The organism is Geobacillus sp. PK12 (genome assembly GCF_004123125.1).
GTDB lineage: Bacteria > Bacillota > Bacilli > Bacillales > Anoxybacillaceae > Geobacillus > Geobacillus zalihae.
In genome coordinates, this window is record NZ_SDKL01000045.1 from 1 (window position 1) to 12,869 (window position 12,869).

Consider the following 12,869-nt stretch of genomic DNA (forward strand, 5'->3'; position numbering starts at 1 on the left):
GTGGGGAAGGAAACCGTGTAGAACGCTCCTTTCTTTTCCACCTTCACGTTTTGATTGTTAAAGCAGCACCAGAATGTTCGAAACTTCTTTGCCTTTTGGCTTTTCTTTTGAGACTTCACTTCTCGAATCGTCTGATTCACGACGGCGGAAGGAAACCGCTGCGACGAAAACTCTTTAAATAATTTGCTCGTCGCTTGATTCAGCTTGGGATGATTCAACAGCCAATTGGCAAACGAGGTATTCACTTCTGTCATCCGTTCGTACATGTCCTGTTTGACTTTCGTTGGGTTGTGCAGCTCCAGCTTTAGTGTGATGGTCGGCATGGATTCACCTCCTTGCAACAATGACAGGATGCCATTTCCATATGAAGAAAACGACTCACTTTCATCCCACGCCTAAAGAGCGTGGGCTTTCTCGTTCGCGAATCTGTAAAGGAAAGGGGGCGCTTTGTGAAACTCATTCCGCCGGCGCGGCGCAAACGGGCGCATTTGTCGCAATTGACAACCACCCATTTCCATTTGCGTCATCCGCTTGTCGTCGCCTTTTTTTCCTTTTCGTTTCCGGGTTTCGGCAATTTGATGCAGCAACGCTACGCCACGGCCTTTATGTTAATCCTCTGGGAGCTGTTTATCAACACAAAAGCCCATATCAATACAGGTATATTATACTCGCTGCTTGGCGATTTTGAAAAGGCAAAAGCCGTTCTTGACGAACGATGGCTCATGTTTTATGTGGCCATCTACATGTACAGCATTTGGGACAGCTACCTCGGCTCAGTCGACATGAACAAGCTGTATTTGCTCGCCGACCGCGAAGATGCGCCGATCTCTTCCATACCGAATGGGATCGTGCTTCTCATCCGTTGCGATGAACAGCAATGGCCGGCCGTGGAGCATATAGATGCAACAAAGAAGTTTAACATATCCTTGACAGAAAAGTGGTTTGCCCATTTTCGACTGTCGAAGGCAAGCGTGTGGCTTGCCTCCGTCACGCCTTAGCGTGACGGAAGACCGAACAACGACTCGCTTCACAGACCCATTCATGGGTCTGGAAGCGGCGTTGTTCGGTCACTCGACAGTCGGATGCAATGACCGGCAAAGACGAAAAATGTTAAAGCTTTAAATTGCATCTATACAGTTGCTGCGGGGCCATCACGCGCTTGGACTCGCCGGCGTTCACGACAAGCAGCCGAATAGATAGGCATTTCATCCCCTTTCACTGAAAAACCCGAGGGAACACCCCCTCGGGTTTTCGCCGCTCTGCCGTTTTCAATAGACATCTCGCCGCATAAAGACAAAAAAAGCGACAAGAAGCCCTGCAAGCCCCCAGACAGCCAGCACGGCCATCGAAAAGCCAAGCGTCATCCCCTCAATCGGCGGAGCCGCTCCTTTTATGTAATCCGTCAGCCGCAAATTGACCATAAACAAATATTTTGCCGAATGCCACGACGACACCATGTTCGACAAAATCGCGCCAGAAATCAATGCTGCCAGCATGATGCCCATCACCGCCGCCGTGCTCCTAAGCAGCACGGAAAACATAAACGTCAGTGTGCCGACGACAACGCTCACAAACGCTGCCAGCCCGAGCTCGATCAAAATGTATTTCCATTGCGGAATCATGTGGACATTCGCTGTATTGAGATCCTCTCCTTGCTGGACAAATCCGGTCAATAGCGGCAGACGGAAGCCGCCATATCCAAACACGAGCCCGGAGATGGCATACGACAGCACCGCCACCATCAGCATAATGAGCGACACCGACAGGAGCAACGCGATATATTTGCTCAACAAAATTTTCCACCGCTTCACCGGCCGAACGAGAAGCAGCTTGATCGTTCCAGCGCTTGCCTCGGACGACACTAAATCGGCCGCAACCACCATCACTAAAAGCGGCAAAAACAAGTCGATGGCGTTTTCGATAAACGTGCGCATAAACGTCGGCGCTCCAGGGGCGGACGGATTAATGTTGTGCTCTAAGTAGTACTGCTGCTGCTTGAGGCGGATTTGCAAGTATTTCCGCCACTCCTCAGACATGCTCGGCGACTGCAAGCGGTTTTGCAAATCGACGATTTGCTGCTGCAGCTGCGTCCGCCAGTCGGTCGTGCCAAGCCGTTTTCGCAGTTCTTCCGTCTCGCGGTATTGGGCGTATGTAAACAAGGCGACGAGCACCGCAATGATGGCGGCGATCACCCATAGCCGCTTTTTGCGGACGATTTTCAACATTTCATTATACACGAGCTTACTCAATCGTTTCGCCCCCTGTCAGCTCGATAAACAAATCTTCGAGCGTCGGCAGCCGCGGTTCAATTTCCGACACCGAGACGCCGGCTTGGACAAGCTTGGCGTTCCAAGCGGCTAGTCTCGACGGCTCATATGGCGTGACGATCGTCTCTTCATCAGCGCGCAGCACCTCGGTTTCCGCCGCTAACAGCGCCCGCGCCCGCTCGATCGGAACGGCTTTCCAAACGACGCGCGCCTGCTGGTTTAACAGCCGCTCCACCGTGTCGACCGCCAAGAGCCGCCCTTTCGCCATAATGGCGACGCGGTCGCACATTAATTGAATTTCACTTAACAAATGCGATGAAACAAGGACGCTCAACCCTTCCGTTTCCGCCAAAAAGCGGATGAAGGCGCGCATTTCGCGAATGCCGGCCGGGTCAAGGCCGTTGGTCGGCTCGTCCAAAATGAGCACCTTCGGCTTTCCAAGCAGCGCCTGCGCGATGCCGAGCCGCTGCCGCATGCCGAGCGAATACGTGCCCACCCGGTCATGGATGCGCTGTTCCAGCCCGACGAGCTTCGCCACTTCCATGATCCGATCTGCACCAATTCCCGGCATCATGCGGGCGAAATGTTCAAGGTTTTCCCAGCCTGTTAAATACGGATACATTTCTGGGTTTTCGACGATGCAGCCGATCTGGCGGATCGCGTCGGTAAACTGGCGATGAAGGTCATACCCGCCAATTGCCACCGTCCCCGCCGTCGGCCGAATGAGCCCGACGAGCATGCGGATCGTCGTCGTTTTTCCCGCGCCGTTTGGCCCTAAAAAACCGAATACTTCCCCTTCATGCAGCTCAAACGAAATGCCTTTAATAATTTCCTTGCCGCGAATCGTTTTTCGCAGCTCTTTGACCATCAATGTCGCCCGTTTGGTCATCGCTCGTCCTCCTCCGTCAACGTGATGAGCGAGGCGACGCGCTCTCCAATCCGCTTGTACCCTTCTTTGTTTGGATGGAAATGGTCGCTATATAAATAATCATTGACATGCAAGGCAAACAAGTCAAACGTCGGCACCGCGACGATGTTCGGATAGCGGGCCGCCACTTCCGCTGATGCAAAATTCCAATCGCGCACAACGGCCGATGTCCGTTTGGCATCGTCTAAATCGCCAAACGGGTTGTACAAGCCGATCGCAAAAATGACCGCTTCGCTGTTGAAGCGGCGCAGCGCGGCGAAAATGCGGTCAAGGTTCTCCACATACCGGCGCTTCGCTTCATCCAGCTGCTTGGCGTTCAACCGAAGCGCTTCCCCCCCTTGAAACAAGTCGTTGCCGCCGATGGTCATCACGATCAAATCCGCCATGGCGACTTGCCGCTGAATCTCAGGCTGGCCAAGCTGGCGAAGCAGTCCGTCGGAGCGAAGGCCGCGAACCGCCAAATTCGTCACACGGATCGGCTTATCCGTTTGCCGGCGAAGCGCATCGACCATATAGCCGACATACCCTTTTCCGCTTTCATCGCCCGTTCCTCTCGTCAACGAGTCGCCAAGAGCAACAATATCCATTTTCTCGTCATGTTGCCTTGTTTCAGCCGTTGACGGCCGTTGTTCTTTCGTCGGCGGCTTGGCGGTTGCAAAAAACTGATCTTGCACCGCCAATGCCAGGCCGCCAAGCCAAAGCGCTCCGGACAGAGCGGCAACAACGATGAGAAACGAAACAGCTCTCCGTCTCATGCCACCACCTCATCTCTTTATTGGCTTTCTTCCAACCGTTCCTCTTTTTGCTTAACATCATTGGTTTGATCCAACCGTTGCCGATTTATGCGCCAATGCTTCGGATTCCAATACGCTTTCAGCTTCATCGCTGCTTCTTTTCCAGCCAGCAGCACCCCAAGCCAAAACAAGACTTCCGCCGCCGCAATGACCGTGGCGACAATCGTTGCCTTGACAGCGGCTGAAAACGGCAGAAACGGCGCGATCGGCACCGCCACCCAAACGACGAACGAGGCGATGATGAGGCCAATGCCAATGCGATACAGAACCGGTTTCTCTTGCTTCACGTCCCCACCTCCTTATGGCGTCGTGGTTGCGAACGAAGATTGGGATTCTGCACTCCCACTCTACCATATCCATCTCCCGTTCACGAAACGGCGCGCCTGAAGCCGTGCGTTTCGCCGCCAACCAACGCCTGTCTTGTTCCCAAACCGCAAAACGCACCGTTTGGAAGGAGAAAAACCGGCCTCATGGCATGAAACCAAGCAGACGGATTCGTCATCATCATCGTTATACGTATTAACAAAGAAAAGGTGTCCCTTTTATGCTTGGGACACCGTTCATTCACTCCTATCACCGCCGCTTATGCCAGTAATCGATCAACCCCATCGCGCACACCTGCAAATCCAGCTCGATCGCCGCATACACCGGCGACGAAGACGGGACGCCATATTCGTTCAAAAACGCTTCTACATCGCGGCGCAACCGTTGTGCAGCGACTTTCGCCTGCTCTGCGGGCGATGCTTCCGGATTTCGCTCGATCGCTTCTTTTCCTGCCGCCACAAATTTCGGCAGCCAAACGCGAAGCTGGCGGAACGCCTCCTGCGGGTCATCCAGCATGCCAAAATGGCCAAAATAAATGCGTTCCGGTCTCAGCTTCTCAAGTCTTGCCGCCGACTGCTTCATGGCCTCGGGATCAAATTGGTTCGGAGATGTTGAAGGCAGGCAAAACGTAAGCCCCGCTTCTTGCAGCTGCGGATAAAAAACGCCGATCGTATCGCCGGTGAACACGCCGCGGCTGTACGAATCATAAATCGAAACGTGATGGTTCGCATGCCCCGGCGTATCATAAAACACAAGCGTCCGCTCCGCACTCAACTTCAACGTTTCCCCGTCCTCTTTCACGATCAATCGCTCTTCTGGCACCGGAAGAATCGGATCAAAGAGCGACTCAAACTGCGCGCCGTACACCGCCTTCGCTCCAGCGATGAGGCGCGATGGATCAGCCAAATGCCGCTTCCCTTTCGGATGGACGACAACCATCGCATTCGGGCAATGCTGAAGAAGCAACCCCACGCCGCCCGCATGATCCAAATGAATATGGGTGACGATGATATAGCGAATATCAGACGGATCAATATGAAGCGCTTTCAACCCAGCAAGCAAATGCGGCACCGACGGGCTTGGCCCTGTTTCCACGATCGCCAAGTTCTCTTCGTGAAGCACGTATGTACCGGTGCGCTGCGGCATGCGCAAATCATACAAATCGATGAGTGAAATGCGGCGGCCGAGATCAAGCGGCTGTGCCATGTTCCCTCTCCCCCTTTGGTTGATGATGCAGAATATTTTAACATAGAAACCGGCTTCCCGCTACAGGGGTTGATAAAAAAGCAGCCCCTGCCCAGAGGGCAAGAGCCGCCTTCTCGTTTCAACTGTCGTCAACGGGGCAACAACTGCTCCGCGCGCTATTTTTGAGGGCAGGCGCTGTCGACCGTTGCCCTCCGCAGCACGAACAAGCTCCCTGATGCTCAACCCGATCGCATCCAACGCTGCCGCCAACGGAAAGACACTGTCGTTTGCCAAGCGCCCCCTAATGCTTACGACGCCAACTCCCTGCCAGTCGCCTTTCCTTTCCGCCCGTTTCGGATCGCCAGCCATACCGCCGCGGCCCAACCGATGACGATGAGGCCATAAACGGTCGGATACACCGGCGCAGGCGCCTCCCAAGCGTGCAGGAGCGTGCGGACGTTCGTCAAAATAATCAACCCGCCGACCAACACTCCAAGCAAATGGGACGGCAGTTTGCGCACAAGCCAAGCGGCGATCGGTGCAGCGACGACCCCGCCAGCCATGAGCGTCAGCACCCAGTGCCAGTTCACTTGTTCCCAACCAAGCGAAATGACGAATCCTAGCGTCGCCGACAGCGCGACGGCAAATTCGGATGTATCGACGGTGCCGACCACCTTGCGCGCTTCCATGCTTTTATTGGCCAACAACACCGGCGTCGCAATCGGCCCCCATCCTCCACCGCCGGTCGCATCAAGGAAGCCAGCCACCAATCCGAGAGGGACGAGCTGCTTATTGGACCACTGTTTTCCGGGCGTCGACGGCGCGCGGCCGTTCAACACTAAAAATCGATAAATAATGTAAAAGCCAAGCGCCAACAAAAACAAGGATACATATGGTTTAATCAAATCTCCCGGCAAATTGCTTAAAAAGCATGCTCCGACAAACGCGCCGACCGACCCGGGAATGATGAGCCTAAAGGCCATGCGGCGGTCGACGTTGCCGAACTTCCAATGGGAAGCGCCAGATGCCGCCGTCGTCACCACTTCCGCCAAATGAACGGACGCCGAGGCGACGGCCGGAGCAATGCCGAACGTCAATAACAACGTCGACGACGTGACACCATACGCCATCCCAAGCGAGCCGTCAATCAGCTGGGCGATAAATCCTACAAACACAAAAACGATCAGTTTTTTCATTGGTTTCCCTCCGTTTGCAATGGTTGAGCGCGTTACTTATAATTTAAATCTCATTATTCATAGATGTCAACTATGAATTTTTAAAAAATAAAAAATGCGATCATTTATTTTAGTCCCTGCTCGCAAGATGACGTTGCGAACACCGACGGCTTGGCGGCCGACGGACGGAAGGCGCCGCGCGGCCGTCCATAAAGACAAACAGCCGCCTGCAGAAAAAAGGCGCCCCGAATATGGCGACGGGACACCTTTTGAATGCTGGCTTTCGATCAGAACTTCCCTTGATACCGCTCGACTTCCCAAGCGTGGACCGCCGTGCGGTAGCTGTTCCATTCGTCTTTTTTCATCGCGACGTATTCGTTGAATACGTGCTCGCCAAGCGTCGCGCGGCCGATTTCTCCGCTTTCGAACGCAGCGATGGCCTCGCCCAAGTTTTCCGGCAAGTTGTCAATGCCAAGCTCCGCACGTCGTTCTTCCGACATATGGAAGATGTCTTCATCAATCGGCGCCGGAGCGGTTAAACCTTTTTCGACACCGTCAAGGCCAGCGGCAGCGATGATGGCATACGCCAAATACGGATTGGCCGACGGATCCGGGCAACGGAGCTCAACGCGCGTCGCGACGCCGCGTTTGGCCGGAATGCGGATGAGCGCCGAACGGTTGGAAGCGGACCAAGCGATGTAGCAAGGCGCTTCATACCCTGGCACAAGCCGTTTGTACGAGTTGACAAGCGGGTTCGTAACCGCCGCGAAGTGTTTTACGTTTTTCAGCAAGCCCGCGATGAATTGGTACGCTGTTTCTGACAACTGGTTCGCATCGTTCGGATCAAAGAACGCATTTTCCCCATCTTTGAAGAGGGAAATGTTGACATGCATGCCTGAACCGTTGATGCCAAACACCGGTTTTGGCATAAACGTCGCATGGAGGCCGAACTTGCTGGCAATCGTTTTGACAACCCATTTGTACGTCGTCGCATTGTCAGCCGCACCGAGCGCATCGGCATATTTGAAGTTGATCTCATGCTGGCCTTCCGCCACTTCATGGTGCGACGCTTCAATCGTAAAGCCCATCGCTTTTAAGGCGCGGTAAATTTCAAGGCGAACGCGTTCGCCCAAGTCTTTCGGAGACGGTTCGAAATAACCGCCGCCATCATGGAGCTCGAGCGTCGGATTGCCGTTTTCATCGGCTTTGAACAGGAAAAACTCCAGCTCCGGACCGACCGAGATCGTATATCCTTTTTCCGCCGCCCGCTCGATCGTTTTTTTCAGCACGTTGCGCGGGTCGCCTTCAAACAGCGTGCCGTCCGGATTGGTCACCGAGCAGAGAAAGCGCGCTTCCGCATAGCCTTCCTCGACCGTCCACGGCAAAACAGCAAACGTATTCAAATCCGGCAGAAGATACAAGTCGGAACGGTTGATCGGCGAGAAGCCTTTGATCGACGAACCATCAAACATGATTTTCCCTTCGACGACATCATCAAGCTGTTCAGCCGTCACGGTCACGTGCTTTAAGATCCCTTCAATGTCGACAAACTGCAAATGAAGAAGCTCAACGTTTTTTTCTTTGATCTTCTCTTTGATTTGTTCCAACAACTCCGTTTGTGTAGAGGAAACGAACGGCTTTGACATGTTACATTACCTCACATTCGTGCGTTTATTTTTCTAACATGCTTTTATTATAGAAAAAGAGAAGCCGTTTGGCAACACTTTTTTATCAATTTTTCTGTATTTTTATAATGAATTTTTTTGCAAACGGTTTCAAATTAGACGAATATTTATACAAAAAAAGCCAGCCGAGGAGATAATCGTCTCCTCGGCCGACTTTTTCTATCTACTATTGATGTTACGTTTTCTCCTCACGCCGACGCCACGAGCCGGACGAAATGATCGGCAGGCCGGCGGCTTTTTCCGGCAAGTAAACGTAGACGTACCCTTCGATCGGCTGGTGGGCGTCGCGGACCCATATCCGCTCATATTCGTTATCGTCCCGTCCTTCGGCGTAGTCTTCAAGCTCATCCATCGCTTTGAGCCCTTCCTCCGTCACCGTCAACCATTCCCCTTCCACTTCCCCTTCTTCTCCGAGCACAAGCGCAGGGTACGGGCCGACGCTGTACAAACGGCCGTTCACCTTCCCTGGGCATACGGCGCGAACATAAGGAGCTACAACACAATGGTTGTCCTCGCCGGTCAGCAACGTTCCATACACAAACACTCGATATCGTCTTTCCGCCATCTCACTTTTCTCCTTTTGTTTACATAACATAGATTATGAAAACTTGAAGAAGAAAACAAAAACAATGGAAGCCCTGCCTCTCATCCATCCTTGCCGCTCCGTGGCGGCGCCAGTGTGAATTTGTCAAGCGGACAGCGGACAACGAAAAAGCCGCGCCAGCTCCATGAGCGGCAACGGCACGGCTTGCGATGATCCCGCGGCAAACGAATGACGCTTTCTTCATCATATCCGTTCGACAACGAGAAGTCAAGCAACAGTTTACGCGGATGGCTTCCATTTAATGCTGCAGCCGATGCTCGGCTTTTGCTTTTCCGGCACCGGACGGCCCTCCAACAAAGCATCCAGCGCGGCGCGGATCGATTCCCCGGTCACCGGAATGCCGTTGTTCGGCCGCGAATCATCAAGCTGGCCGCGGTAAACGCATTTCAGCTCACGGTCGAAAATATAAAAATCCGGGGTGCAGGCGGCGTCGTACGCCTTCGCCACTTCTTGCGTTTCGTCATACAAGTATGGGAACGGGTAGCCGAGCTCTTTAGCCACTTTTTTCATGTTTTCGGGCGAATCTTCCGGATATTGTTCAGCATCGTTGGAGTTGATGGCGACAAACGACACCCCTTTGGGCATATAATCGTTTGCTAGGCGAACAAGCTCGTGCTGTACATGCTTTACAAACGGGCAATGATTGCAAATGAACATAATGACAGTCGCTGCGTCCGATTTCACATCCTCAAGACGAACGACGTTGCCATCGATGACATTCGTGAGGGCAAACGGGGGCGCTTGTTTGCCAAGCGGAAACATATTCGATTCGACAGCTGGCATACCTAACACCCTTTCTTCCATTTTTTCTCTTTCTATTATACCAAAAGAGAGCGGAACGCCACAAATAAACCGCCCAAACCGACCGAGCGGCAGCGGCATATGATGCCACATAGACGAACGGAAAGGAGGCTTTTCCCATTGATTTACATGAACAAACAGATGACCCCGCGCGTGTACGGTGCAACTCCGCCTCCCTCCTCGCATTCGGTGTTTTATTACCGACGCGCCAAAACGGAACAAATGATTGAAGAGCAAACCCAGCTGCTTGAACAATTGACCGAGGCGTTCCTTCGCCTCAAGCTGGCGGTGGAGGAAGGACGAAAGCAGCAAGCCGATGATCGTGAGAAAATCGCCGATGCCTTGACTCGGCTTGAGCGTTCGCTTGCCGCCGGGCAAACGGAACAAGCCGAGCATAGCGGGCGTCTCGTCAAGGCGCTGGACGGCCTCAGGGGGATGGTGGCGGCAAGCCAAACCGAGCAAACGGAACTGTATCGCGAACTAACTGAAACCGTTTCGCGCTTCATTGATGCCTCTAATGCCGGGCAAAACCTGCAGGCGGAGCAAAGCAAGCAATGGGCGGCAGCGTTCGACCGGCTCGAGCAATTGCTCGCTGCCGGACAACGAGAACAAGCGGAGCTCGCCGAAACGCTGGCCCGCCTTGAACGATCGATCAACGCTCACGAGCAGATGGAGCACGAACAGCGGCGCGCATGGGAGGAGCAGTTTACAAAAGAAGAAACAGCGCGCCAAGCGGTCATCGAAGCGTTGATGGTGCAAAGTGAAGCGATGCACCGGCTTGAGCGGCAATCGACTGAGCGGGAACAAACAACCGAAAGAATGGCCGCCCGCCTGGAAGGACAAGAAAAACTGTACCAAAAATTAGTGGAACAGCTCGAGTTGCAGCACGTCTTTCACCAGACCGTCATCGAGCGGCTTGAAGCGCAAGAGGCGGCGCAATACAAAGTGACCCGCCAGCTCGATAGCTTAAAAGAAGCGCTGTATGAACGATGCTCCTTTATCGTTGACAGCGTCAAACAACTGTTTTCCTCGTTCTTTTCCGGGAGGGGGCGCAGCCAAAAAATCGACCGCCAAGCCGCTGAACCAAAAAACCCGATCCGCTTGTAGAATGTCATCCTCTTTCGGCGTCTGCCGCCATCCGCCGGCTGAAACGGCGGACTGTTTTTTTGGCTGGCTGCCGTCGGATGGCAAAAGCAAATCAATGGACAACAAGAAACGAAACATCCCATAATAAGAACTAACCATTTTTATCATCTCGCGCCGAGAAGACCCCCACTTCCACGCGTTAGCGTAGGTGGGAGAGCGTTCAACCGCAAGGAAAAGAAAGCCTTGATACATCAACATTTCGAGAGGGAGGAGAAATGATCATGCCGCTAAAGCTCAGCGTTCTTGATCAATCGCCCATCGCCGAAGGCATGACCGCGGAAGAAGCGCTTGAAAACACGGTCCGGCTCGCCCAGTTTGTCGAAGAGCTCGGCTACAAGCGTTTTTGGGTGTCCGAACACCACGACGCGAACAGCCTCGCCGGCTCGTCTCCAGAAGTGCTGCTTGGACACATCGGGGCGAAAACGTCGCGCATTCGCATCGGCTCAGGCGGAGTGATGCTGCCGCACTACAGCGCCTATAAAGTGGCAGAAAATTTTCGCGTGTTGGCGGGTCTAGCCCCCGGCCGCGTCGATCTCGGCATCGGCCGCGCGCCTGGCGGCATGCCGCGGGCGACGATGGCGCTCCAAGACGGCCGGCCGCGTTCAGCGGACCGCTATCGGGAGCAAATCGATGACTTGCTTGGGTATTTGCACGATGCGCTTCCGCCCGTCCACCCGCTTTATGGCGTCAAGGCGACGCCGATTGTGCAATCGCCTCCAGACGTTTGGCTGCTCGGATCCAGTTCGGAAACAGCGAAGCTGGCGGCGGAAAAAGGGCTGCCGTACGCCTTCGCGCAATTTATTAACGGCGAAGGCGGCCAAGAGTACATGCAACTGTATCGCGACCGGTTTACCCCATCGCCGCATTTGGACGAGCCGCGTACACTCGTGGCTGTATTTGCGATTTGCGCCGAAACGGATGAAAAAGCGGAATGGATCGCGGGAAGCCTTGACTTGACGCTCCTCATGATCGAACAAGGGATGGCCGTCAACGGCACGCCGAGTCCGGAAAAAGCAGCCGCCTACCCATACAGCCCGTATGAACGCAAACGGATCGCAGACAATCGGAAGCGGATGATCGTCGGCAGTCCGGCGCGCGTCAAAGACGAGCTGTATCGGCTGAGCGAAAAGTATGAAACAGAGGAAATCATGCTCGTGACGATTACATACGACTTCGAGGATAAACTCGCGAGTTTCCGGCTCATCGCCGACGCTGTATGGGGGTGAACGCGATGCAGATTCTCTCCATTAATGTCGGGAAGCCGAAAACGCTCCACATCGGCGGCCAGCGGATCACAACCGGCATTGACAAAACGCCGGTCGCTCATCCCGTTGCAGTCGGCAAACAAAACTTGGCTGGAGATGGACAAGCCGACCTCGTCCATCACGGAGGAGAAGATAAAGCGATTTGCGCCTATCCGTCCGAGCATTTCGTCTATTGGGAAGAGCGATACGGCCGCCCGTTTACGGCGGGGGCGTTTGGCGAAAACTGGACGCTTCTCGGTTTGACGGAAGACGATGTGTGTCTTGGCGACATGTATGCCGCCGGCACGGCGCTCGTACAAGTGTCACAGCCGCGCCAGCCGTGCTCCAAATTGGCGTTCAAACATCAGCTGCCCGATTTGCCGAAAGCCGTCTGCCAGACAGGAAAAAGCGGGTTTTACTTTCGCGTTCTCAAAGAGGGCGTCGTCGCTCCAGGCGCGCCGCTCGTTCTCGTCGAGCGGGGCGCGGGGGCGCTATCCATCGCGTATATCAATCACATTTACTATCATGAGCGGGACAATGCCGCCGCCATAAAGCAAATCGCCAGCCATCCGGCCTTATCCGCAAGCTGGCGCGAAGCGTTTCAAAAGCGCCTCTCCGAGCGAACGCGTCCTTAAGCCTATGCTGGCAAGACACGCCCGACACAAGCCGGCGTTTCACATAGCGATAGAAAGGCGCCCTGATCGTCGACCCTCGCG

General features: G+C 54.1%; 13 protein-coding genes and 1 pseudogene. 4 read left to right on the top strand and 10 right to left on the bottom strand.

Going from position 1 to position 12,869, the window contains the following annotated elements; all coding sequences use genetic code 11:
- Positions 1–323: pseudogene (locus ETR37_RS13895) on the bottom strand (RNA-guided endonuclease TnpB family protein); the annotation flags it as partial.
- Between the two features lie 126 nt (positions 324–449).
- Here ETR37_RS13895 and ETR37_RS13900 point away from each other — a divergent pair.
- A complete protein-coding gene (locus tag ETR37_RS13900; RefSeq protein WP_240673904.1) occupies positions 450–998 on the top strand; it encodes a hypothetical protein in 549 nt (182 codons plus the stop codon).
- A 270-nt stretch (positions 999–1,268) separates the two neighbouring features.
- On the opposite strand, the gene ETR37_RS13905 is transcribed toward ETR37_RS13900, so the two are convergent.
- From ETR37_RS13905 to ETR37_RS13945, 9 genes are all read right to left on the bottom strand, one after another.
- Entirely contained in the window at positions 1,269–2,249 is a 981-nt protein-coding gene (locus ETR37_RS13905) for an ABC transporter permease (protein ID WP_015374776.1), read from the bottom strand.
- Positions 2,242–3,156 carry an ABC transporter ATP-binding protein gene (locus ETR37_RS13910; RefSeq protein WP_015374775.1) on the bottom strand — a complete coding sequence of 305 codons (915 nt, stop codon included), beginning with the start codon at positions 3,154–3,156 and terminating at the stop codon, positions 2,242–2,244. Before ETR37_RS13910 ends, ETR37_RS13905 begins: the two co-directional genes overlap by 8 nt.
- Positions 3,153–3,950, bottom strand: coding sequence for an SGNH/GDSL hydrolase family protein (locus tag ETR37_RS13915; protein WP_015374774.1), 798 nt, complete (start codon positions 3,948–3,950; stop codon positions 3,153–3,155). Before ETR37_RS13915 ends, ETR37_RS13910 begins: the two co-directional genes overlap by 4 nt.
- Positions 3,951–3,967: 17 nt before the next feature.
- On the bottom strand, positions 3,968–4,276 hold the full coding sequence (locus ETR37_RS13920; RefSeq protein ID WP_015374773.1) for a transporter suffix domain-containing protein: 309 nt from the start codon (positions 4,274–4,276) through the stop codon (positions 3,968–3,970).
- 286 nt (positions 4,277–4,562) lie between these two features.
- A complete protein-coding gene (locus tag ETR37_RS13925; RefSeq protein WP_015374772.1) occupies positions 4,563–5,519 on the bottom strand; it encodes an MBL fold metallo-hydrolase in 957 nt (318 codons plus the stop codon).
- Positions 5,520–5,806: 287 nt separating this feature from the next.
- Complete coding sequence (locus ETR37_RS13930) at positions 5,807–6,694, bottom strand: sulfite exporter TauE/SafE family protein (protein ID WP_011231133.1); 888 nt, start codon at positions 6,692–6,694, stop codon at positions 5,807–5,809.
- A gap of 266 nt (positions 6,695–6,960) precedes the next feature.
- A complete protein-coding gene (gene glnA / locus ETR37_RS13935) occupies positions 6,961–8,319 on the bottom strand; it encodes a type I glutamate--ammonia ligase (RefSeq protein ID WP_013523716.1) in 1,359 nt (452 codons plus the stop codon).
- A 214-nt stretch (positions 8,320–8,533) separates the two neighbouring features.
- Positions 8,534–8,923: a gamma-glutamylcyclotransferase family protein gene (locus tag ETR37_RS13940; RefSeq protein ID WP_014195755.1), complete on the bottom strand. Its 390-nt coding sequence runs from the start codon at positions 8,921–8,923 to the stop codon at positions 8,534–8,536.
- Positions 8,924–9,181: 258 nt separating this feature from the next.
- Complete coding sequence (locus ETR37_RS13945) at positions 9,182–9,745, bottom strand: thioredoxin family protein (protein ID WP_021322406.1); 564 nt, start codon at positions 9,743–9,745, stop codon at positions 9,182–9,184.
- A gap of 138 nt (positions 9,746–9,883) precedes the next feature.
- On the opposite strand from ETR37_RS13945, the gene ETR37_RS13950 reads away from it, so the two are divergent.
- The 3 genes from ETR37_RS13950 (at position 9,884) to ETR37_RS13960 (ending at position 12,788) form a co-directional block, all read left to right on the top strand.
- Complete coding sequence (locus ETR37_RS13950) at positions 9,884–10,870, top strand: coiled-coil domain-containing protein (protein WP_129447421.1); 987 nt, start codon at positions 9,884–9,886, stop codon at positions 10,868–10,870.
- Positions 10,871–11,130: 260 nt separating this feature from the next.
- Positions 11,131–12,135, top strand: coding sequence for an LLM class flavin-dependent oxidoreductase (locus ETR37_RS13955; RefSeq protein WP_013523714.1), 1,005 nt, complete (start codon positions 11,131–11,133; stop codon positions 12,133–12,135).
- A gap of 5 nt (positions 12,136–12,140) precedes the next feature.
- Positions 12,141–12,788 carry an MOSC domain-containing protein gene (locus ETR37_RS13960; protein WP_129447422.1) on the top strand — a complete coding sequence of 216 codons (648 nt, stop codon included), beginning with the start codon at positions 12,141–12,143 and terminating at the stop codon, positions 12,786–12,788.
- Positions 12,789–12,869: the final 81 nt, after the last annotated feature.